Source organism: Natronorubrum sulfidifaciens JCM 14089 (assembly GCF_000337735.1).
GTDB classification, from domain to species: domain Archaea; phylum Halobacteriota; class Halobacteria; order Halobacteriales; family Natrialbaceae; genus Natronorubrum; species Natronorubrum sulfidifaciens.
The window spans coordinates 1-24,249 of sequence record NZ_AOHX01000053.1 but is presented as its reverse complement, the minus strand read 5'-3'; the positions used below and the strand labels follow the sequence as shown (position 1 = coordinate 24,249).

Annotated in this window: 16 protein-coding genes and 2 CRISPR repeat arrays; of the genes, 14 read left to right on the top strand and 2 right to left on the bottom strand. The window is 53.2% G+C overall.

The genetic code is table 11. The annotated features are described in order from the left end of the window. Window positions 1-1,263 (bottom strand): DUF499 domain-containing protein (locus C495_RS18270; RefSeq protein ID WP_008164979.1); only part of this gene is annotated, 1,263 nt, incomplete at its 3' end. A 959-nt stretch (window positions 1,264-2,222) separates the two neighbouring features. Here C495_RS18270 and C495_RS17895 point away from each other — a divergent pair. From C495_RS17895 to C495_RS17755, 3 genes are all read left to right on the top strand, one after another. Beyond that, window positions 2,223-2,834, top strand: a complete 612-nt coding sequence (locus C495_RS17895) for a hypothetical protein (protein ID WP_161605576.1) — start codon at window positions 2,223-2,225, stop codon at window positions 2,832-2,834. A gap of 89 nt (window positions 2,835-2,923) precedes the next feature. Then, window positions 2,924-4,006: a hypothetical protein gene (locus C495_RS17760; protein WP_152418928.1), complete on the top strand. Its 1,083-nt coding sequence runs from the start codon at window positions 2,924-2,926 to the stop codon at window positions 4,004-4,006. Continuing rightward, window positions 4,003-5,121 (top strand): hypothetical protein, encoded by a 1,119-nt coding sequence (locus tag C495_RS17755; protein ID WP_152418927.1) that lies wholly within the window; start codon window positions 4,003-4,005, stop codon window positions 5,119-5,121. Before C495_RS17760 ends, C495_RS17755 begins: the two co-directional genes overlap by 4 nt. Before the next feature lie 705 nt (window positions 5,122-5,826). Here the strand turns inward: C495_RS17755 and C495_RS16485 are convergent. Then, a complete protein-coding gene (locus C495_RS16485) occupies window positions 5,827-6,042 on the bottom strand; it encodes a hypothetical protein (RefSeq protein ID WP_008164973.1) in 216 nt (71 codons plus the stop codon). A gap of 229 nt (window positions 6,043-6,271) precedes the next feature. On the opposite strand from C495_RS16485, the gene C495_RS16480 reads away from it, so the two are divergent. From C495_RS16480 to cas2, 11 genes are all read left to right on the top strand, one after another. Then, window positions 6,272-6,577 (top strand): hypothetical protein, encoded by a 306-nt coding sequence (locus C495_RS16480; protein ID WP_008164971.1) that lies wholly within the window; start codon window positions 6,272-6,274, stop codon window positions 6,575-6,577. After that, window positions 6,574-7,209, top strand: coding sequence for a hypothetical protein (locus C495_RS16475; protein WP_008164969.1), 636 nt, complete (start codon window positions 6,574-6,576; stop codon window positions 7,207-7,209). Before C495_RS16480 ends, C495_RS16475 begins: the two co-directional genes overlap by 4 nt. Window positions 7,210-7,482: 273 nt before the next feature. Beyond that, window positions 7,483-8,391 carry a hypothetical protein gene (locus C495_RS16470; RefSeq protein ID WP_008164967.1) on the top strand — a complete coding sequence of 303 codons (909 nt, stop codon included), beginning with the start codon at window positions 7,483-7,485 and terminating at the stop codon, window positions 8,389-8,391. Window positions 8,392-8,716: 325 nt separating this feature from the next. Continuing rightward, a CRISPR array of direct repeats spans window positions 8,717-12,637; the repeat unit is 30 nt; unit sequence GTTACAGACGAACCCTTGTGGGGTTGAAGC. Window positions 12,638-12,844: 207 nt separating this feature from the next. Next, window positions 12,845-13,651, top strand: coding sequence for a CRISPR-associated endoribonuclease Cas6 (gene cas6 / locus C495_RS16465; protein WP_083902509.1), 807 nt, complete (start codon window positions 12,845-12,847; stop codon window positions 13,649-13,651). Continuing rightward, window positions 13,638-15,785, top strand: coding sequence for a type I-B CRISPR-associated protein Cas8b/Csh1 (gene cas8b / locus C495_RS16460; protein WP_008164964.1), 2,148 nt, complete (start codon window positions 13,638-13,640; stop codon window positions 15,783-15,785). The genes cas6 and cas8b overlap by 14 nt, the downstream gene beginning before the upstream one ends. A 1-nt stretch (window position 15,786) precedes the next feature. Beyond that, the gene (gene cas7b / locus C495_RS16455; RefSeq protein ID WP_008164963.1) at window positions 15,787-16,857 is read left to right on the top strand and encodes a type I-B CRISPR-associated protein Cas7/Csh2; all 1,071 of its coding nucleotides are present in this window, start codon (window positions 15,787-15,789) and stop codon (window positions 16,855-16,857) included. 2 nt (window positions 16,858-16,859) lie between these two features. Continuing rightward, window positions 16,860-17,675, top strand: coding sequence for a type I-B CRISPR-associated protein Cas5b (gene cas5b / locus C495_RS16450; protein WP_008164961.1), 816 nt, complete (start codon window positions 16,860-16,862; stop codon window positions 17,673-17,675). Between the two features lies 1 nt (window position 17,676). Continuing rightward, window positions 17,677-20,304, top strand: coding sequence for a CRISPR-associated endonuclease Cas3'' (locus tag C495_RS16445; protein ID WP_008164960.1), 2,628 nt, complete (start codon window positions 17,677-17,679; stop codon window positions 20,302-20,304). Further along, on the top strand, window positions 20,301-20,849 hold the full coding sequence (cas4, locus tag C495_RS16440; protein ID WP_008164958.1) for a CRISPR-associated protein Cas4: 549 nt from the start codon (window positions 20,301-20,303) through the stop codon (window positions 20,847-20,849). The genes C495_RS16445 and cas4 overlap by 4 nt, the downstream gene beginning before the upstream one ends. 3 nt (window positions 20,850-20,852) lie before the next feature. After that, window positions 20,853-21,845, top strand: a complete 993-nt coding sequence (cas1b, locus tag C495_RS16435; RefSeq protein ID WP_008164956.1) for a type I-B CRISPR-associated endonuclease Cas1b — start codon at window positions 20,853-20,855, stop codon at window positions 21,843-21,845. Between the two features lies 1 nt (window position 21,846). After that, entirely contained in the window at window positions 21,847-22,107 is a 261-nt protein-coding gene (cas2, locus tag C495_RS16430) for a CRISPR-associated endonuclease Cas2 (RefSeq protein WP_008164955.1), read from the top strand. Between the two features lie 109 nt (window positions 22,108-22,216). Then, a CRISPR array of direct repeats spans window positions 22,217-24,167; the repeat unit is 30 nt; unit sequence GTTTCAGACGAACCCTTGTGGGGTTGAAGC. Window positions 24,168-24,249: the final 82 nt, after the last annotated feature.

Below are 24,249 nucleotides of genomic sequence, written 5' to 3'. Positions count from 1 at the left end.
CATCAGAGATGTGTATAAGAGACAGAGATCGTACAGCCGAACGAAATGCCGATCGTAGTGCTCCGGCTGGTTGTTCCAGAGGTAGTAGACAGCACGAGCCAGCAGTTTCAGCGCACCGCGGGTCCGCTGGAACCGCGGAATCGTGTCGATCTTCTCGGTCAGTGTGTCCAGGACCGTCGGATGGAACGGATACTCTCTGGTTAGCCGATCGACGTAGCTCGCTTCGGTCGCTTCTTGCGGGAACTGTCGGTCGCTCTCGGTGTAGAACTGGAAGTAGTTCTGCGCGATCGACTTCGCTACCTCGTTGTCGATATCCTCGAAGAGGCGATGCTGAAGCACCTGCCCGACTTCGCTTTCATCGGTCGGCGTAATCGTCTTGTGCTGACGACGGCCGATCTGGTTGAGTTCGTCGACGAGGTTACGAACCTCCTCTGCCTCCTCTTCAAATGCGGTGTCGGCGATACTGTAGACGACGGTGACGTCGTCAACCTCGGATGCCGTCTCGAGCAGCGAGAGAATGAAACTGAGCGTCTGGCTCGCGAGGGTCGCGTCACCGACTTCGACTCCCGACGCGGCCTCGAGATACGCAGCGATCTCGTCGATTAAAATTAGGGCTGGTCCATCGCCGTGATCGAAGAGATCCTTGAGGGTGTTTCCACCAGGAGCCTGCTGTTCTTGATCGTATTCCTTGAGGTGTTCGTATCCCTCGAGGCCGTACAGTTGATACGCGATTTCTCCCCACATCGTCCGCGTATTCGGCGCGTCTGGATCCGATCGATCGCTCCTGGCGTTTCGAGCGTCGACGTGACCGCCGACAAAAACAGCAGAATCAACGGTCAGTCCGTCATCAACGGCGTCGTGATAGTCGTCTACGAGATCCTTGTCGTCCTCGAGAAGGTGTCGTTCGAGATCGCCGATGGATGCAGGATCCGTTGCGAGATGGTACGATGCAATCAAATCGTGCGTTTTCCCACCGCCAAAACGGGTATCGAGACAGAGAATGCTGCTGTTGTATCGCCCTTCATATCCTCCACCAGTGAGAAACCTCCCTGTGAGGTTGCTGAGTAGGGTACGCAACCCGTCCGTGGGATACGTCATCTCGAAGAATTGGGCTGGATTCTTGTAGACCGGCGGCGCGTCTTCCGGTGAATGCGCGACGGTTGCGAGACTTGCTGCGAACTGATCTTCTTGGAGCGTTCCCTCAAGAACGTCCTCTCGAGGTGTGCAGGCCTCGAAGAGTGCTGTGGATTCAGTGCTACTCATCGGACCCCTCCGCCGATTCTGGCTTCGAGACAATCACGAATTCTTCATGAGTGCTATTGTCGATCATCGCGTGTGCGATATTTTTGGATTCAGCAATGTCGACATTGACTGAATCCCCAACATCGGCGTCGAGTTGGTCCAACTCTGGGCCAGAAAGATTTATTCGGCCCGAGTTCCCCGTATTTTGCCCGATCCGTTTCCGAGTCATCAGATACTCATATCACCTAATCGGATTGTTATAACCTTTACTTAGTCTAACGAGTGATGAACGGCAACGCCTTCTCGATGAGGCGATTAGCAGCCAGCTGCCACGCTCTTCGCGAGAGTTCGGGATCGGTGTGTTCGCAGTGGACTGTGAACTTGGTCAGTGGCATCGCCGGCGTTGGCTGCGACTTCGTGTATAAACACTCGCAGAAAGCACTGGCACCGAACCGGCGCTGAAGTTCTCCACCCATCCACAGTGTGTCAATCGTGCGAATGGGGGCCACAGTCGGAAGACAACATAATTACTGACATCATGTCGGGATGACCGTAGTGTCGAGGGTCCGTTAGTCCCTCTGGCAGATGGTCTCTATCTGGGATACCAATTGTACTTTCCACCAGTGTTGGTAATCTCGTGCGGCTTGAGTGCGGAATCAGCACTGCGACCCTTGCGTGGTTGTTTCGCGCTTTGTCCAAGAGTCCTCCAGCGGGTGTCGCCAAGGCGACAGCGCCAAAAAATTACAGCGCCCCACCCCCACCTCCGCACGCAAATCTCCAGTTGAAGCATATGAAATGGAGGTATAGACGTATATATAAAAGAAAATGATTGATTGATCCCATGACTAATGTCTTAGGACGAAGATTCAATAAGGTTCAATGTCCATCGCTGTATCTGTCATAATGAAATGTCTGATGGTAATGAAATTCCGTTGAGACCGCCAAAATGTGGAATCTGACCGCCCACAGCCAGCTCTAGTATGAATTTGAATGAGATAAATTATAGCTGGCTCACAGCAGCCTTAGGCTTGCATTCAATAGTTACTTTGTTAGTTTGGTTAATCATCCTAGAGGCATCCTTTGGTATCTCTGAAATATTTCAAACCATTATTACGGTTGATGGTGGTATCTGGATTCCAGCGGTACTCACTGTCTTAGGGAGTTTCCTACTGTACCGCAAGAGAAATACCGATCGAAGGCAGCGTTTAGAGCGGGCATTCGCTGCTGAAATTAAAGAACATTCCAATCTTGCTAAACTTCCTTCGAGACTTCGACATTTGGAGAAACCGCCTACAAAGGATCGTATACCGCCGGACGCTGTCCCACCTGCTGAGTCTCTTCCAACGCTTGTTTATGAAAACAATGTTGGCAATATAGCACGCTTAGATGATCAATTAGCAGAAGAAATTGTCTCATATTATTCTCTTCTGATCCGTCACAAAGCGACGATTAACATGATACAGGAAGAAGACCACCGAGATTCTGATACGCATGTTCTCCCAATGTCTTATCATAAAGATTTGTTTGATGATGTTGGCCACTTACGAAGAAAAAGAAGGATGGTTTTAAACAAATTGAAAAAGAGGCAATAGCTTGATGATTGAGAAATATTTAACAGTACCCCATCATAGATACATGTGGAGAGTGAATTCGCAGTCGCGAATTCAAAGAGTGTGTGAACATGTCTGAACTGGATTTCCTCGACGTTGGATACGAATCCTACGACGAGTTCGATGAATTTGTAGAATATATAAGGAAAGATATCGATCTTTCTGAGATCGATGGTAAGCTGAGTCTTGTTGGCTCCTTAAGTGACTATGAAACAAAAAAACAGTTTCTCGAAAGCTTAGACCCAACGTTTGATGTAGTCAGGGATTTGGGGAATCTATTAATCCTTTCAGGAGGTTCTAATAACGTGCCCTTCTATGTCCACCTCAATGATTTTTGTCCAGTATTCTTAACGACGGGGACTAAGACAGAAGATCTTCCGGCAACTATTGATACTTATCTCCATAATACTGGAAGGGTCAGCAGACTTTGGGTAGGGAAAAAACAAATGGATCAGATCCGCCGTAGTATCGTTCAAAAACATCCTGATGTGAGAATTCCATATTTTACTGCCCACCACTCCCCTACATCAGAAGACAATGCTAACGGAATTACTCGGCCTGAATTTGAGAGAACCATTCAATACTATGGTGAAGACGGCAGACGAGCGTTCCAAGAGGTGAAACACAAATATGGTGTGTTCCCAACAAATGTTCGTTTCAAAAAGCCAAATGGTTTCAAATTCCGTATTACGAATGATGGCGTCTTCACGATTAACACTGGAGTTTCAGAACCACTATCAATAATCCAATCCTCAATTGATAGTCTACGGGAAGTGAAAGAAAAAATAAAGACTTCTGAATATGAGGAGGTAGAAAACGAATTTGTTCCTGACCAAAACCTGGAGATGGTTGAGCCATGGGGTATCAAACTAAATGGTGGTTTGGATAGAAGAGACATAGACAATTTTGAAGCCAATATACAGTCTAGAAACTGGGACTTCGACCTATCACGTATGAACGCGTCGTTTGGTGACATTCCAGGCTTCAGAGCTGAAGTTATCGACGAAAAAACATACGGAAGGGCGGCTATGAGAAGCAATAGAGATTTGATTCGTGTTTATCCTAGAGAATATACGACTTTTAGTCAATTCATGCGTATTTATAGTTTCGTGAGCGACCATATTGATGCTAATGCACAACCTGTCGCTCTATGATTCCGGAAGAGCCAGATGTCAGTGGATATGCAGAGCGTTTTCATCCAGACAAAAAATCTAGATTTGAAGAACGATACGAAGAGATACTGTCGAACACTGAGATTGATGAGGTTAAACCCTCTGTCAGAGCGAAAATCAGTCTTGAAAGAGAGCATGTTGATCTTATAAGAGCAATTTCTTCAGGTTTTCACCAGAATAAGAGAGCACCAGGTGCAGATAGTGGTTTCAAATTCTCATGTGTCGATCCCCTTGCCAATCATCTCGATATTGAGTGCGAAGCAGACGTACTCTTAGCCAGAACACGTGAATTCAGTCGAGTACAACTCTGCGTAGTTGCTTGCGAAGTTGATGATTCAACAATCCCTAGTTGGATAGAAAATACTAATAAAATACATGAAATTTTTAACGATCCTGCAAATCAAGACAAAATTCTCTCACAGATCGGTGCAGGAAAACGGACTCTGGATGCTATACAGTATGTAACTCTAGTAAAGACTGAAGATTATGAAGACCTTTCTTTTAGTGAAATCAACCACCAGTGTACCCCATCTGAATACGCAGTATGGACTGTTGAAATGAATGGAACGTCCGAGCTATGTCATGAAGATGGCGATATTATACATAAGGATCTTCTGGATGCTGTAAATGATTGTTTTGATTATGATCTCACAGAGAACCCTATTGAATACACCTTGAACACAGATCCGATTATCCCTCTGTCAAACGTGGTTTATCGCCTTGTCCGAGGAAAGGACAAGTATGAAAATGCAAAGGAGCCACTCGAATTCACACAAGAAGAGTTCACGGATAGATATGCTGCAAAGCTCAAACTAAGCGTGTCAAAAGATGAGAAAGAGAAAATAATCTCTGCCACTGTTAATAAGCTTCTGCAAATAGGGCAGGAAGTTGGTATCTTCTCAAAAGCAAGCACAAAGCTAGACAAAAGTGACTATCGAATTATGTATCAGGGGTCGGCTGATGCAAAGACCGCAGAAGATGCTATATTTGAGAAATATGTATTAAAGGCATCAAGGGAACAATCAAAAGTAGATGCTTTCAAACGAGTAAAAGACGAATTTGATTCGTCACAGAAAGGGTTGGACGAATTTAGCTAGGATTTTGGTAAGGTCTTGTTTTACTCTCTCGCTTCCTTCCTCTCGGGGTTGCACGTCGACGGAATCCGTTTCCCGAATCTGCACACGAGCCGCGATTCGTCGTGTGCACGTTATCAATTTGGAGATTCTGAAATAGAAGATCTATCCGTGTCTATTTAGCCAACCTGCCTACGTATCGATATTGATCTCATTTGAAAAGCTGGGTTCGTGTGTACGAATTGTCTCAGAGCTGCTTCTGAGGGTGACCAATCTTGGTACCGAACACATCAATGTCCGATCGACGACTGGAGGAGCGCGATGAATCACCGGTTTCAGATGAACCCGTTGTGGGGTCGAAGCGCACGCCCGAACGCAACGGCACACTGGTCGCACGACATTGGCCAGAATCGACTCCTGTTCGCTCCTTGCCTGCCCACTTGGTAGCCTCCCGACCCATCCAAGTGGGCTTGAGATCCTCTCGAGCCAGTCAACTCGGAGGTCGCCGTCGGTGATAGTGCAACTCATTGAGACCACCTCGTATTTGATCGACCTCGTTCGCCAGCGACCGTTCGAACGATCGGGCGTCGTCGACTATGTCTGTGACCGTCTCGTGTTTCGCTTCGTCGAGCCCAGCAGCCGGCACCCGTTGGAGTGCGTCAGGTGCGTCGCGGACCTAAGCGAGCGACTGTTCGCAAACCTCGAGGCCCGACAGGGGTTGCTGGTTACTCATCGATCACACTTCTCGCAAACGGCTTCGGTTGCAAGTTCATGTGCCTCGTCGAAGTGCTCCTCGAGGAACTCGATATCTTCGCGGAGATGCTTTCGAATCCGGTTCCGCACGATTGATTCAGTTTTGTACCGGTAGTTATCCGACACGTCAGCCTCGCCGCTGATAATCTCCTTCTCGCGGTCAGTCAACAGCGCACGACCCTCCTCACTCATTACCTGAAGTGTTTTACTCGTGGCCATAAATTACCTCATGTCGTAATCTTACGCCCTTGCGTAAGTAACTTACTCCAGAGGGTATGTACTCTATCGGGTGTATACGCTATAGAGTAATAACTAAGTCACTGGCGAATAGAGTAGTAACTGTGAGGCGCAGGGTGGTCGGGAAAACTGATTCTCGGCCAGGTGCTGGAGACACCCGACCTGTGTCCCAGAGATTAGGACAATGAGTATTCAACCGCGAACTCACGAAACGGTTTCGGACGAATCGAACTACGACCCACGCGCCGACTACATTCCCGTCGGCATCGACAACGAGGGCGCACACCACGTCTACCGGACGACCGACGAGTCCGTTCACGTTATCGAGAACGGCGAGCGCACCGTCCGCTACGATCTCGAGGACGTCGAGAAGACAATCGACGACTGGATCGACTACATCATTGACCGTCGCGGCGGCTTCGAAGTGCAGTACCTGTTCAAGACGATGGCTGACGCGATCGTCGGCGCTGTCAAGGTGAGCGACCAATGACGATCGTCAACAATCACGAAGCTGTCCTAAAGCGTGCCGAGCAACTCGAGCGCGAAGGTGCTCGTGAGATGCGCCTGCGAGCGGAGGCCCGCGCCGTCGCCGGCTACGAACCGGGCGACATTGAGGCGACCGACGGCTCGGAGATCATTATCGCCGACGACGATATCCAAGCCCACACTTTCGAGATCGAGGACAGAATTCTGCTCGTCGATGCTGATGACGATCCACATATCGCAACCGACGGCGGCTGTGACCAGTTCACTGAAACGACCGTCGAATTCGCGTTCGAGTACACGTCGATCACCGGCCGCCGTCGACGTGTGATGATCGTCCCCGATACCTGTGGTGAAGCCTGGCGGATCGAACACGAACGTCGTGCTGGCGAGTGGCGAGAAGCTGGCCGTGAACCGATTACCGAGTTCGACCTCCACGTGCGAGGACAACTCGAGGAACACAACGCCCGTGAGATCGACCCAGATTCACAGAGCCAGTCAGCTGTTTCCGACGGCGGCAACGTCCGTGAGTGGTTTCTCACTACCCAGGACCACTACTGCGATATCTGCTCGAGGCCGTTCGACTCGATCGACGATCTCGCGAACCATGACTGTCGGCGTCACCCCGAGAGTGACTAGCTGAAACCACCTCGGGATCGCGTTGACCATCCAGTGCAGTAGACCACGACCGCTCCTCGTCGCTTGAAATAAAGAGCTTACCCCCAGTCCTTGATCGAGCCAACACCAGCCGTCCCGATCACAGAAATGACGGCGACGGTGGGGAGTTTCCCACTGCAGATTCTCGAGACGGCTCTCGAGTTTCCGACCTACTGCTCTCAGTCGCGTTCCCGACTTAGCTTACCAGCCAGCGCCAGCTCTGTCACCCAACCCTACCACCGAACCAGACCCTACATGAGCACGAACTCTGACTCACCCGCACCGACAGCACAGACGATCCAAACACTTGCCGACGAACTCGAGGCGCTTCAAGAGCGTGTCGAGACCCTCGAGTCCGAACTCACCCGAAAAGACGAGCGCATCGACCACCTCGAGACCGCCCTCAAGGCAACCCGACTGGAAAACGAACACCTTGAGGAACGCCTCGAGGCCCTCAAGGCAACCCAGACACCCATCGAGGCCCGCCTGGACGCCCACGAGAAGAAACTCAACGCGAACAAAGACCGCGTCGGCGAGCTCCAGGCACGCGAACTCGAGAAGGGTGCGCATCTCCTCGAGGATCACATCGACGAAGGCGAGATCGACGTCGTGGATGGCCGCCTCGAACGCATCCGCAAAGACGACGGTGAGCGCTACTTCCGACTGCCCGAGAGTGATGATCCACTTGAGCGTGGTGGAGACGTCGCTCTCTCACACGCGGACCTGCTCCCGATTCAACAACTCGCAAAGATGGACGAGGATATGCTCCGTGCAACGACATCCTCACTACCGTCACGACTCGCTGCAAAGCTCTGGAAGGCGCGTGTCGACTCGACGGTTGGTGACAACCCTTGGCGGAAAGGGAGCGCTGGCGTTCGCGAGTACGTCAGTGCCGGGGACATGAAACACTGGATCCGTCGCCAAGAGACTGGCGTCAGTGATTCCTATGCGAAAAAGTTGGTCTCGAGGACGATCGACGCGTTGCTCGAGCTCTCGAAGAGCCGGCTAGCGGTGAAAAAGAGGCGGCAACGAAAGAACGGCCTCGAGTACACCGAGCGCCGTGTTCTGCTGATGGACGACGCCGATACTCCTGGTGAGAGCCTCGATCCGGAGACACCTGACGTCCACACTCGAGGGTGTCCCTCGAGCACTCACAACCCCTGAGAGGGGTTCCACTCTGTACACCTGACTAACATCCAGCACAAGAGCGGTTGTATGCAGTGTACCGCTACTAGGTAGTACGTCGCTCGATCGGTCGTCGTCGGTCTTCCTCGAGTGACTCGCCTATGGATGTGTCTGAAGACGTCATCTGTCCCCGGAAACAACGTGACGAAAAGCAAATCCAGAGGATGCCCCGAGAAGCAAGTGATCGAGTGTCGCAGTTCATTGTTTCCGTCGACCCCCAGAGGTTTGTCGGCTATCGCAGGTCGACGGAAACCGATTTGTGTGAGTGGCAAGTAACGGTTCCTATGGCCGGGTTTCCGGCATGGTTACAGACGAACCCTTGTGGGGTTGAAGCATCAATTGCGTCGACCACATCGCGGAACAACCCTCGTTACAGACGAACCCTTGTGGGGTTGAAGCATAGACTAACCCCTCCTGCGCAGATGCCGACTGCGAGTTACAGACGAACCCTTGTGGGGTTGAAGCTTGGTATTTGTCTTCACGCTTTACAGAGTCTCCGGTGGTTACAGACGAACCCTTGTGGGGTTGAAGCATTTTCCCCAGGTCGTTATCATCGTTGACGCGGAAGTAGTTACAGACGAACCCTTGTGGGGTTGAAGCGACGGATCTCGCATCATCATAGCGATTTGTCCGGGCGTTACAGACGAACCCTTGTGGGGTTGAAGCGTGAATACTCTCCATATGACGCAGACGAAACGATTGGTTACAGACGAACCCTTGTGGGGTTGAAGCATCTCGGCAGGCTCCCAGATTGCGAGGTAGCCACTCGGTTACAGACGAACCCTTGTGGGGTTGAAGCGCTTCTAACACATCAGCCATAATCCTACGGGCCTCGTTACAGACGAACCCTTGTGGGGTTGAAGCGTCAAGAAGCATCGGATCAGACTCAAAGACCTACCCAGTTACAGACGAACCCTTGTGGGGTTGAAGCCTGACCTTCGTCTTCGCGACCAACGAGATCAGCTCGTTACAGACGAACCCTTGTGGGGTTGAAGCTATATTTTATCGCGACCACACCACTGACGAACAGTGGTTACAGACGAACCCTTGTGGGGTTGAAGCTTTGACTTGCCGCCGTGGAAGTCACACTTTCCGTGGTTACAGACGAACCCTTGTGGGGTTGAAGCACTCGAGACCATCGACAGCTTCTCGTCGTGTTCGTCGTTACAGACGAACCCTTGTGGGGTTGAAGCGGCGTGAAATAAAGTGTGTCTGATTCTCGAGAAGAGTTACAGACGAACCCTTGTGGGGTTGAAGCGGTCATCGCGACCACCGTTCGCGTTGCGCCTCGAGTTACAGACGAACCCTTGTGGGGTTGAAGCGATGCCACGATCTGCAACAACCGAGTCTACGAGTCGTTACAGACGAACCCTTGTGGGGTTGAAGCGATCTGGGCGACTGCAGCCACATCGGCGAGGAGAACGGTTACAGACGAACCCTTGTGGGGTTGAAGCCGGGCGTAAGCTGGGGTAATCGGCCCCATTTCGAGGGTTACAGACGAACCCTTGTGGGGTTGAAGCGAGATGCCCGTAACTCCTGGCGACCTCGAGCGCGTTACAGACGAACCCTTGTGGGGTTGAAGCGGCGAACGCGGCGGTGGTGGCGGTGGGGGTCGAGGCGTTACAGACGAACCCTTGTGGGGTTGAAGCTCCTTGTGTATCAATCTCGCCGCAGACTCCTTTGATGGTTACAGACGAACCCTTGTGGGGTTGAAGCTGCGTGTTGCTCTTTGACCGGATTTGATGCAGTCCCAGTTACAGACGAACCCTTGTGGGGTTGAAGCCTGACAGTAGGGTCGTGTTTCCCCACTGTCTTTGTTACAGACGAACCCTTGTGGGGTTGAAGCCGCAACTCGGGAAGATCGGGAAGCAGCTGCGCTCGAGGTTACAGACGAACCCTTGTGGGGTTGAAGCAGGTCAAAAACGAGTGCCGAACGACGTTATGTAGTTGTTACAGACGAACCCTTGTGGGGTTGAAGCCTCGAGGACGGCGACCGCGAGTCCGATCGCTACCAGTTACAGACGAACCCTTGTGGGGTTGAAGCCACCACAACGCTTGCACTCGACTCGGGCCATGTCACCGTTACAGACGAACCCTTGTGGGGTTGAAGCCCGCTATCAACCCGATCGATCAGGCCGTACCGTGCCAGTTACAGACGAACCCTTGTGGGGTTGAAGCCGAGTGGTTCGGCGTCGTCGAACTCATCGATGATCGTTACAGACGAACCCTTGTGGGGTTGAAGCCACAATAATGCCGGTAATGTACGGTCTAGTGTGAAAGTTACAGACGAACCCTTGTGGGGTTGAAGCCAATCCCTCCTCGTGGGAATTGAAATAGTCTCCACAGTTACAGACGAACCCTTGTGGGGTTGAAGCGACGACACGGTCAAAGCGCTGGACGCGGAGACGGGGTTACAGACGAACCCTTGTGGGGTTGAAGCCCTCGGTAGTCATGTCGGATGAGCATGCCCTGGGCGTTACAGACGAACCCTTGTGGGGTTGAAGCCCGCAGTCGTGGTACGCGTTCTCTGCGTGTCCATCCGGTTACAGACGAACCCTTGTGGGGTTGAAGCGCCCTATACTGAGTATCACCATTACTGGGCGATAAGGTTACAGACGAACCCTTGTGGGGTTGAAGCTCGCACCAGCAGTTCCCGATGATGAGATCGGCCAAGGTTACAGACGAACCCTTGTGGGGTTGAAGCTGGATGCAAGAGCCGATGATCCAGAGTGGGTTGGTGGTTACAGACGAACCCTTGTGGGGTTGAAGCCACAGGCCGGACGCGACCGCGAGCACTCCCACGCTAGTTACAGACGAACCCTTGTGGGGTTGAAGCGGATTTGAAACATGATACCATCGGCAACTATAGTTACAGACGAACCCTTGTGGGGTTGAAGCCTCGGACCTTCCAGTCGCGGTTCTCGACGAGTGGCCAGTTACAGACGAACCCTTGTGGGGTTGAAGCGATGACATAGATAGTCTCTATCCAAGTCGCGTATAGTTACAGACGAACCCTTGTGGGGTTGAAGCATACGTGAATCCGTCAACCTCGTCACTGCATACCAGTTACAGACGAACCCTTGTGGGGTTGAAGCACTATGTCGTCGACGGGGGCAGAACTTATCGGTTGGTTACAGACGAACCCTTGTGGGGTTGAAGCCCGCCTTGCGCGAGACACCAGCCAAGCCCTTCGGAGTTACAGACGAACCCTTGTGGGGTTGAAGCGACAGTTGTTCGTTCAAGGATGCGAGAGACACTGTGGTTACAGACGAACCCTTGTGGGGTTGAAGCACATCGGTGACGGCCGGTTCTTAGCGGAGACCTTGTTACAGACGAACCCTTGTGGGGTTGAAGCAGTAATGGGAATCTCCGAGAAGAGTTGCTTGCAGCGTTACAGACGAACCCTTGTGGGGTTGAAGCACATCCCACCCGTGTTTTCTATCGGCTGCGATCAGTGTTACAGACGAACCCTTGTGGGGTTGAAGCTCCAATAACACGTTCTATGGCTATTCTGGCACGTCTGGAACCGAGTTACAGACGAACCCTTGTGGGGTTGAAGCAATGGCGCCGTCGTCCGGCTTGGCTCAGCCGACGTCTGTTACAGACGAACCCTTGTGGGGTTGAAGCCCGATCGGCGTGCCAAGCACTGTGAGTACGCGCCCGTTACAGACGAACCCTTGTGGGGTTGAAGCACACCGTCGATATGCCGCCGGGCGGTGCTCTGCGCGAGTTACAGACGAACCCTTGTGGGGTTGAAGCAACCCTGAAGATGAGCCATCGTTCGTCGCCAGCCAGTTACAGACGAACCCTTGTGGGGTTGAAGCCTGAAAAAGAATATCGTGAATTGTTGCTTCGAGAAGCGTTACAGACGAACCCTTGTGGGGTTGAAGCTCGCTCGAGGCTAACCCCGGCGGTGCAATCGAGAAAGTTACAGACGAACCCTTGTGGGGTTGAAGCCTCTATGTCTTCGCGTTCGTCGTTGACTGCTTGCCCGAGTTACAGACGAACCCTTGTGGGGTTGAAGCTCGAGATCGGCGACTACTACGCCCAGACCGACCGCAAGTTACAGACGAACCCTTGTGGGGTTGAAGCGGCTTTCGCGATGCGACGGGACTCGTAATCGCGCGCGGTTACAGACGAACCCTTGTGGGGTTGAAGCCTGCCGCTGGCGATGAGTTACCTGTTCATGGCAGTTGTTACAGACGAACCCTTGTGGGGTTGAAGCTTGCCACAGTTCGAGCAGCGGCAGACTGAGGACGGGTTACAGACGAACTCCTGTAGAGTTGCGTCATCACATCTCAGCACCTATGTTGCCGATTAATCATACAACCACTAAAACATCCACATCGAGAAACACTTTTGTAACGACAATTCTTCTGATAAGCATGACGATGAGTAATACCAATGGAGGTAACCGCTGACAGTGCGGATTATGGTCAACTTATCCGCTCGAGCGGACGCTGCTTACGATAACGCGTATCACCACAAGTTACGCGGTCGAATTTGGCGTGCACTCGAGGGAACTAAATACGACGACTTGCACGACTCTGGGGAACCACCAGGCTTTGTCATGTCGAACCCGTTCCCACCAGGAGATATGCGCGAAGGTGACGAGCGAACATTGCTTGTGGCGTCACACGATGAAGAACTTCTCGCGCACGTAGCTGCTGACTTTTTCGACTCCCGGGAATTGAATATCGGTGAGATGCCGTTTCGTGTCGAGGATGTCCGCGCACTTGAGCCAGATGTCGGGGAGCCAGGGACACGAGGCACACTCGAGACCGGCACTGGATTACTGGTCCGTATTCCACCGTGGCAGTGCGAAGAGTACGGAATTGACCATCCTGGTGGGGATACAGCCGTGTTCTGGCGACCGGAGCACACTACAGAACCACTAGTCTCACAACTCGAGGCGAACCTGGATAAGAAGCACCAATTATTCGCCCATGATCACCTGCCTGGACCGAGTGACGTTGATGGTGAGCTATTCGACGGCTATGAACTCATCAAGACGTTCGCTGTGCCCGTGACGGTAACCGAAGGGCAGGAGATGACATACGTACTGAGCAAGTGGAAGTTCAGCTACACCGTCCGAGATGATCACCATCGACAACACCTAAATCTCGCACTCGATTGTGGACTTGGAGAACGGAACTCGCTCGGTCTTGGATTTGTGAACGTCACTGATCGAACTCGACCAGGTGAAACCGAGCTGGAGGGGGAGAATGCTTTCGCCTGAGGCGTTCCGAGAAGCCTATTCTGAGGAGGAACTAGCAGAGGAGTTACCAGATTCGCCGATCGGCTCCCTTCGAGATATCCAATACCTCTACGGGAAGCTCTACACGCTCGCGACTACAGGAGGGGGCGAATACGCACCCTATCTCACTCCGGATGCTGCGGGTGACCTCGTCGATACCGATGACAGCTTGATCGTTGTCCGTGTCGACGTTTCAGGTGACAAGCCAAAACTGGCTGACGATCACCTCGGTCCCGTCCAACTGACGCGGTACACGGACGCGCTGGTCCAGCAGGTCAGTCATTGTAAGTATCCAGCAGCGCGTGGCATCGATCACAGCGTCACCCACCAAGCCGGCCGCAACAGTGATCCGGAGAAGCTTGCTCGGTACGCCAAAGAACGACTAACAAAGTGGGCAACCGATGACGTCGTAACGAAAGCCTCCATCGCCCATGAAGACGGTTGGATCATCGAACAGCTCGCGGAACTCGGTGAAGACGGGGATACCCTCGAGACGATCGAAGACGGGATCGTCACAAGTCTCGGTGGCGAATCTGCGACAGCACTCCTCACCGTCCAAGTGAAAACCGAGCAGGACAGCGAATTTCGCTGGCCGGGTGAAATAGACGTTTTCCTCGAGGCAATGCGTCAGCGAAAGCTCTCGAAACTCGTCACGAAAAACAAGGCTGATAACTCCTCCGGGGATGCGACGGACCTTGTCACTGGAGAGCCGTCACGCACGGTCGGTACCTCTGAAGACCCACAGAACTACTTTCTGGGCAAACAACTCGAGAAGTTTCCCGGGCTCGACATCGAAGAGGCGTGGCGATCTCATCCAATCTCCGAAGATGCCGCTGTGACGGTGATGAACGCCGAGACGTTTGTCGAGGCCTGTACGTACCGAACCTTCGGCGCGAAAGTATACTACTTGCCGTACTTTTTCGGCCGGCCGACACCAGAGAAAGCCCGTAAATTGTACGAACTGCTCTATCAAGCCGCAATAGACGAGGAGGATACGACACCGATCGAGAACGCGTACGAAGAGTATAGAGAACGTCGAATCGACGAGAATGGCCTTCGATTCTACGTTTCCGCTGTGATGCCCCACCAGATGTCTCGATATGATGTCTTCGGTGAGACATTGAACGGTCAGTTACACTATCCGAAGGAACTCGCGTTCACACACAATCGAATCGTGGAGAATACCTCGGCGTTTACCACGAACACAGAGTGGACGGCACCGTTACCGACGAACAAAAAGTGGGATCTGCTCGCTGCGAATGACGATCTGCTTCACGCAGTCTCGACGGGCTGGTACTTCTATCAGACGTTCGCTGAACGCGACGATGCGGACGCTGACGCTGACGACCCACGGATCAAGGCGCTCGTCAGTGTATTAAACGGCGAACCGATCTCTATCGAGGTCCTCCTCGAGGAGTACGTGTCCCGCATCATCAGCGAGGAGACGGACGACGAGTACGAAGGGTTCCCGTCGTTTCTGGTCGCGAGCCAGTTCGCTCAGCTGTGTGCACTGGCCGACGGCGACCTCGAATTGTTGACCACGACTGATCCCGGAAAAGAACCGATCACACGTGAACCGACTTACGAGGAATATACAATGGAAATACCAGACATACTAGCTACCGACGGGGGACACCCCGCTGAAGCGAAACTCGAATCGTTTATCCAAGAGACACCCGCGCTTGCCCCTGACTCCGGCGAGGACTCGGTTACCAACGAACGCCGTGGTGCGTTCTTGCTTGGCGCACTCGTCGGCGATATCGGGAGCTATCAGGAGTACAGTGAGGACCGGTCGACGACGCTAGTCGATCAATACCCAGTGAAGTCGATCACTCGATCACGGGTCAAAAAGGTAACTCAGGAGACGATCGCGAAGACCCTCACTTACACCCGGCAGGAAAAGAAAGAGGGGAAATCGTATCCCGGAACGAAAGCTGAACACATTGTCGATCGGCTCCGTGAAACAATTCTCGATCCCGATCCAGATAAGTGGGAGATCGGAACAGATGATCTCCGCTTTTACTACGCACTTGGGGTCACCTATGGCATGAACGACCATCCCGACTGGAACCAGACACAGAGCGACGAAGCAACCAATACCGAGGAGGAATACTAATATGTCCGACAACACTGAAACCGTCCAGAACCGCTCAGAAATAGTCTTCTTGTACGATGCCGTCGATGCCAATCCAAACGGAAATCCTCTCAGTGGTTCGAACCGACCGAGAATCGATCCACAGACTCAACAGGCAATTGTCACCGACGTCAGATTGAAACGGTATCTTCGCGACCAACTGGATGATGACGGTCACGGCGTCTACATCCGAAACGTCCAGGAAGACGGAAACCAGTATACGCGCGGGGAACTCCTCGAGGACCGACTGAAAGCGGTCGACTATGGCAAGTACGACCTCGACGAGGAAGCTGACCAGTTCCGAGACGACGTCTTCGGAGAGTTCCTCGAGAACAGTGTTGACGTCCGGTACTTCGGGGCAACGATGTCTGTCGACACTGACGAAGTGTACGCAAAGCATCTTCCAGACCACTTCACTGGGCCAGTCCAGTTTTCGCCGGGCAAGTCAATCCACGCTGTTAACGAAAACGAGGAATACGACAGCCTGACAAGCGTGATCGCAACTCAAGAGAACAAGCAGCAAGGCGGGTTTGACCTTGACGACCACCGCATCCAGTACGGAATGATTCGGTTTCATGGACTCGTCGACGAACACGGTGCCGAGGATACCAAACTCACTACCGACGACGTTGAACGTCTCGATACGCTTTGCTGGCGAGCGATCAAGAATCAGACGATCAGTCGGAGTAAGGTCGGACAGGAGCCACGTCTCTACTGTCGCGTAGAGTATGCTGAAGAGAGCTTCCATCTCGGCGGACTCGACAGGGACCTCGAGCTCGACGATGAGCGATCGAAGCCTGACGAAGAACTCCGGACTGTCCGGGACCTGACTCTCGAAGTAGACGGTTTCATTCGACGTCTCGAGAACGCAAGCGAGCAGGTCGACAAGGTTCGAGTCGTCGTAAGCGACGTGCTCGAGGTCTCCTACGACGACGACGTTGGCGGACCAGAGATCCTGTACAATGCGCTTCGGGAGGCACTTGGTTCCGAGGCGGTTGAGGTCGTTGACGTCTACGATGAGCACACCGCAACGCTTCCGAACGCGGCCGAGTGACGATGGAGCAGGAATCGCTTGAGCAGTGGGCAAGCGACGATACGAACGGGACCAACGACAGCAACGCGTTCCCCGATCGCTGTCTCTCTTTCACTGTACGAGGACCGTGGGGTCATTTTCGACGAATAGAGGGCAATATCGTCAAGCAGACCTACCGAATTATCCCACGTACAACGGTCGCTGGGTTGCTCGCCGGCGTTCTCGGAATTGAACGGGACGGTTACTACGATTTGTTCGCTCCCGAGCAATCAGCGGTCGCAATCGAACCCGTTCACGAGATCCGGACGATCAATATGCCGATGAACACTCTCTCAACGGCAGCCGGAAACCTTCAGTCGCTCAACGGGCGTGGAAAACTCAGTGTAAAGCTTCCAGATCCGACGACACTCAGACAACAGCACAACTACGAGGTCCTCGTTGACCCGGCCTATCGGATCGATGTCTCACTTAGGGATGATGGCCGCTATCGAGAGCTCCGAGAGGCTCTCAAGACTGGAAAGAGTCACTACGTTCCCAGTCTTGGCCTTTCCGAGTACCTCGCAGAGATCGAGTATCACGGCGAATTTGATGTCGAAGTCGGTCCGAATGACGATTCCGTTGAGATCGATTCGGCCGTTCCAAATGCTGTCGAAGACGTCGTCCTCGAGCCCGGAACGAGATGTGAAGTCGAAGAGTCGCCCGCATTCATGACACGTGACGAAGGTGGTCGGACAACTACGGGTTTTACGGCGTACACGTACAACCCTGACGCCGATCCGCTTACTGTCAAGAACGTTACCCCATCTCGAGTCGACGAGCGGACTGTGGTGTTCGTCTGAGATGGCAGTCCGGTACTCTCATCCACCAGAAGGAGATCATAATGGTGTTGCCCTCCTCGATCATCTCGAAGATGTCGCCGAACGTGTCGAGTACGTAGTTCCGGAGGAGGCGCGGACACCTGCTGGTGGATCGCTGAAAGACGTTGTCGAGACGATCGCATATGTGCATGACTTTGGAAAGGCGACGACGTACTTCCAGCAGTACCTTGACGTGCTACCGGGAAGTCCGGAACTTGAACAGTGTCGATATCATGCCCCGGTCGGTTCGTTCGCGGCGTACTACGCTCTCGACGCTCGAGGATTCAACGTCGAAACCTGTCTTGCGGGCTTCGTTGCTGTCGCGAAACACCATGGGACGCTCCCAGACGTCGCAACGTACGTGTTTGAACGATCCCATCGTCGCGAGAACGTCTCTGCCGGTAACCAGAACGCCTCTGAAAAGCAACAGACTGCTATCGCGATGCAACTCGAGGACATAGATGACCACGTCCCTGAACTCGCCAACGAGATATTTCAGAAGGCAACGGCTGAGAAGGGGTCGTGGGAATCGTTCTATGAGGGGTTTCTCGGGTTGCTCAACGAGATTGAATCGACCGTTGCGACAACGGGAACTGGAGTCGGGATCAATCGAGAGTCACTGTCCGACTCGTGCTACGCGCTGGTGCTCGAATGCTGGGGCTCACTTGTACTCGCTGATAAGACGAGTGCCGCTTCGAACGCTCACAGTACTGGCCCATCCTCAGACACCTACAAAGCAAAGCAACCTACGTTTCAGAAATTGGACGAGTATGTTCGGAAACTCGAGCGGGATACGAGTGCTGACCCGGACGGAACTCGGGGCGAACGTCTGAACCACTATCGATCACGTGCGCGAACGGCCGTTCTCGAGAACGCCGAGACGTTTGCTGACGATGGTGGAGGCGTTGCGACACTAACGCTTCCGACCGGGATGGGAAAGACTCTGTCCGGACTCTCGGCAGCACTTTCAGTCCGGGATCAACTAGGCGGCAACCGCATCGTCTACGCGCTTCCTTTCACGAGTATCATCGACCAGGTGGTCGACGAAATCGAGGAAGTCTACGAGACTGACACTGCTGGTCGGCTTCTCACTGCTCATCACCATCTCTCGGAGACGACAATTCGAGACGAGAACAACGATGGCAGTGACGCCGACGCTGCAGACCTGAACGACGATGTTTCCGGGATGCTCGCCGAGGGCTGGCGTGCAGGACTGACAGTAACGACGTTCGTACAACTGTTCGAAAGTCTTGCTGGCCCATCCAACAGACAGTCGATGAAACTCCCGGCACTACGAAACAGTGTCATCGTTCTTGATGAGCCACAGAGTCTTCCACTAGACTGGTGGAAGCTCGCTCCCCGCTTGGTAGCGATGTTGACAGAGCGCTATGACGCGACGGTTATCGCGATGACCGCGACACAGCCACAACTGTTCGATGACGCGGTCGAACTTGTCGACGACCCGGACGTGTACTTCGAGGCCACTGAACGCGTACACTACCATCTTGATCCATCGACTGAACGGTATATTGACACGCAAGCCGGCCCGAAATCATACGAGGAAGCCACGTTTGAACTTCTCGATACGTTCGAGGCGAATGATTCCGCACTTGCAGTCTGTAACACAATCGACAGCGCGAGGAAGTTGACGGACAACGTCGTGGATCGGTTCCCGGGGCTAACAAATGTCGGCGAAGTGTATGAGGCCGAACTCGAATCCGTCGATGATGTTGACGGCATCGACCCTACAGCGATCGCAAACCAGGTTGTAGCTACTGGAGATCGGTCCCTGCTTCACCTTTCAACTCGAATTCGACCGATAGATCGACTACTCTTGATTGAGACGGCGAAAGAACTCACGGAGCGTGGACACGCGCTTGTTACCGTCTCGACACAGCTCGTCGAAGCAGGCGTCGATATCAGCTTCGACCGTGTTTATCGAGATCTCGCTCCAATCGATAGTATCGTTCAGGCAGCCGGCCGCTGTAATCGATCGTTTGAACGGGAGCGTGGTGATGTTACCGTTTGGTGGCTCGATGCTCCGGATGAACAGGAGAAAACACCCGCTGAAGCGGTGTACAACCAAGGAACGACCCTTCTCCCAGTTGCTGCTGAAACACTCGAGTCCATTCGAGTGGGTGATGATCTCCTCAAGGAGACATCCGTTGCCCGAACTGCTGTCGAGAAATATTACCAAAAGCTTCACCATGAGAAAAACGTCGGGAAGCGAGAATACGCCATCTACGTCGATGAGGCTCGAGGAGACGAGCTCGCGAGACTCTCGCTCATCGACCAACGGCATGCGATCGACATAATCGTCTGTCGAACGACTCAAGAACGAGAGAAAGTCGAAGACATAGCGAGAGCAGTCGATCGATACGACTTTTCGTCGGCTAACTCGCTTCTGGATGACATGCAGACGAAACAAATTTCGGTCCCGATCTACCAGTCCGATTCAAAAGAAGCACGTGAACTGGCGGACCTTCCGCCGGTTCACTCAGAAACGGACGTCCGATACGTCGATCCATCGAAACCACAGTTCGAGAATTTCTTCGATCCTGTGACTGGATTCGTTGTCCCTGATAGTACCGTGGAGCGTCGGTTCCTATGACTGATACTGACCCCGTCATCCGTCTCCTCGAGACCGCTCGTGGTAATCCGATTGACGAGCCGTTTCGTGTTACTGGCGTGATGATGCAGTACTACCACGTCTGTAAGCGCGAACTCTGGTTCGAATCCCGAAATCTCGAGATCGATCGCGAGAATCCGACGGTCGTTCGTGGCACTCGAGTTGACGACACCGCCTACGGCGAGAAGCGTCGTAATCTTCACTTGGGGATGATCGCGCTCGACTTGCTCGAGGACGGTCGAATTGTCGAAGTCAAACCGTCTTCGGCACTCACCGAACCGGCAAGAATGCAACTCTTATACTATCTCTGGTATCTCGAACACGTTGCCGAAATCCAGAAGGATGGCGTACTCGCACATCCACGTGAACGAAAACGAGAATCAGTCGAGCTCACCGACGAACGAACAGAAAAAGTTGAAAACGCAATCCGCGGCATCCACGACGTAGTAGCCCAGGAGACGCCACCATCTGCAAAAGAGAAGTCGTTCTGTGACTCCTGTGCCTACTACGATTTCTGCTGGTGTTAATCCATGGATAGGAACTACCACGTATTTTCCGACGGCCGAATCGAACGCAAAGACGACACAGTCAGGCTTGTGACCGAAGACGACGGGAAGAAATATATCCCAATCGAGAACGCAGAGGCGCTGTTCTTACACGGACAAATCGATTTTAACACACGGCTGGGGTCGTTTCTGAACAAGCAAGGCGTCGCCATGCACGTTTTTGGCTGGGAGGACTACTATGCTGGGTCGATCATGCCCAAGCGAGGACAGACTTCTGGACGAACAGTGGTTTCGCAGGTCCGGGCCTATGACGACAAGGAGCATCGACGACGGCTGGCCGCAGCGATCGTCTCTGGGAGCATCCATAACATGCGAACGAACGCCGTCTACTACGGTGGCCGCGGTCATGATCTCGAGACAGAAATTACTGATCTCGAGGATGCTGCAGAACGTGTTGACGACGAATTACCAATTGATGAGCTGATGGGCATCGAGGCAACTGCACGAAAAGCCTACTACCGCACATTCAATGAAATCCTCCCCGATGAGTTTCAACTCACACGTCGGGAATACAATCCGCCTCCGAATGAGGTGAATAGTCTCATCTCCTTTGGCAATTCGCTGGTTTACACAAACTGCGTTTCGGCGATCCGTGCGACCGCACTCGATCCGACGATCAGTTACCTCCACGAACCAGGGGAACGTCGATACTCACTATCTCTTGATCTTGCTGACCTGTTCAAACCAGTTCTAGCCGATCGTGTTCTCTTCCGACTCGTTAACCGAGGGCAAATCACTCGAGATGAGTTCGAAACCGAGCTTGGCTCATGCCTTTTGAACGAACGCGGCAGACAGACGTATTCGAAAGCGTTCGAAGAAACTCTCGAGCGGACTATCGAGCACCCACAATTGAATCGGAAGGTTAGTTACCAGTACCTGATGCGGCTCGAGGCGTACAAGCTCAAGAAACACCTTTTGACCGGAGAGGACTACGAACCGTTCAAGCGGTGGTGGTGACATGTACGTCATCATGGTCTACGACCTCCAGGCTGATCGCACGCACAAGGCACTCAAAATAGGTCGACGATATCTAACCCACGTTCAGAATTCCGTCCTCGAAGGAGAAATATCAGAAGGAGACCTTCAAGAACTTCGCGGAGAAATCGAAGAGTTACTCAAACCCGGTGAATCGACGATTATCTACGAACTCTCGTCAGATTCGCTTCTTAACCGGACCGTGTATGGTGAGGATCCGACAGAAGACCAACGATTCCTATAATAGAGCAAGATATCGTCGACCCCCCAGGGTTTACCGACTATTGGCGGTCGACGGAAGTTCTTTGTGCAGACCGGTCCATATGGGGACTGTAGCCCGGATATCAGGCATGGTTTCAGACGAACCCTTGTGGGGTTGAAGCAGCCACATCAGACGTAGGATGATCTCTCATCAACACGTTTCAGACGAACCCTTGTGGGGTTGAAGCACGCTCTCGAGCGAGGACAAGCAGGAGCTCGAGGAGTTTCAGACGAACCCTTGTGGGGTTGAAGCGTACAATCATACGCTTCCCCGTCGGCACGATCGCGTTTCAGACGAACCCTTGTGGGGTTGAAGCGCCTCGTTGTCTCCACCAGCACCCGTGTCGGCACGGTTTCAGACGAACCCTTGTGGGGTTGAAGCTGGTCGTAGAACCCGGCAGCGTAGAGATCCATCCAGTTTCAGACGAACCCTTGTGGGGTTGAAGCTCTCGATGAACTGGGCAGGCCCACCAGTGGCCACCGAGTTTCAGACGAACCCTTGTGGGGTTGAAGCTGCTAACGTCTGCTCATGAACGTAGTTCGGATTCGTCCAGTTTCAGACGAACCCTTGTGGGGTTGAAGCAGAGTCCTCTGCCTCCTCTGTCTCGTCCGGCACGCTCGTTTCAGACGAACCCTTGTGGGGTTGAAGCAAGGAAATGAGCAGTTAGCAAGCTCAGTCCGTTTTTGTTTCAGACGAACCCTTGTGGGGTTGAAGCACCGCAAGGACGTGCCTGTAGATGACCGTGGCCGCGTGTTTCAGACGAACCCTTGTGGGGTTGAAGCTGGCATAGACGATGGGTCTAAGTCCCACCAAATCGAGTTTCAGACGAACCCTTGTGGGGTTGAAGCAGCAGGGGCAACAGTGCCTTCGTCACCAGTTCCGCCGTGTTTCAGACGAACCCTTGTGGGGTTGAAGCCGACTAGTGCCAACCCACACACTCCAGAGGACTAGTTTCAGACGAACCCTTGTGGGGTTGAAGCTCGAATTTATGGCGACCGAAGGCGGGCGTGTAACGCCGTTTCAGACGAACCCTTGTGGGGTTGAAGCTCTGTGAGGATCGCTTGCTTTGTTGGGACTGGGACTCGTTTCAGACGAACCCTTGTGGGGTTGAAGCCCACGCTTCCCGCGCCTCATGGAGTGCGACCGGGTACGGTTTCAGACGAACCCTTGTGGGGTTGAAGCGTCCCACACCGCCGAGTCGTCGGTCGGAACCTCCCAGTTTCAGACGAACCCTTGTGGGGTTGAAGCGAGGTCGTCGGGTGTGAGTGGGTCAGGAGCCGAGAGTGTTTCAGACGAACCCTTGTGGGGTTGAAGCCGGATACTGTGACAGTCCGAACACAGCGTGACGTGGTTTCAGACGAACCCTTGTGGGGTTGAAGCGATCGGTTGTGTCGGTCGGCTTCGGCCTCGAGCCAGTCGTTTCAGACGAACCCTTGTGGGGTTGAAGCGTCGGCACGTCGCCGTTCTCATCCTCGAACTCCTCGAGTTTCAGACGAACCCTTGTGGGGTTGAAGCGACGAAGAAGGTATCGTTCGGATTGTCGACGGCCGGTTTCAGACGAACCCTTGTGGGGTTGAAGCCGTCGTAAACCGTTTCTCGGCGTCGTCGACGAACCGTTTCAGACGAACCCTTGTGGGGTTGAAGCCCGTCGGTGACGCGCCAGTTGGAGTGGCGCTTCGGGTGTTTCAGACGAACCCTTGTGGGGTTGAAGCCTCTGGGGTCCGGGGAAGAACCGGGGGAATATCCAGGTTTCAGACGAACCCTTGTGGGGTTGAAGCTGCTTCGGGACATCGCCGGCGACGAGCCCCGATTGGGTTTCAGACGAACCCTTGTGGGGTTGAAGCCGTTCGGCGAAGTCCTCCTCGGACTGGTCTATATCCGGTTTCAGACGAACCCTTGTGGGGTTGAAGCACCGAGACTGTAGCCGAGTTCGCGGTTGATGATCGAGTTTCAGACGAACCCTTGTGGGGTTGAAGCTTCATGCAATCACTTTGTGGCCCGATCGGGGCGTGGTTTCAGACGAACCCTTGTGGGGCATCCGTTCTAGCTTAGCGACTGACTGAGACGGTGATCACGCCGAAATTGCGTCGGATCTGACCGCTATCATACCGAGATAGCTGCTGT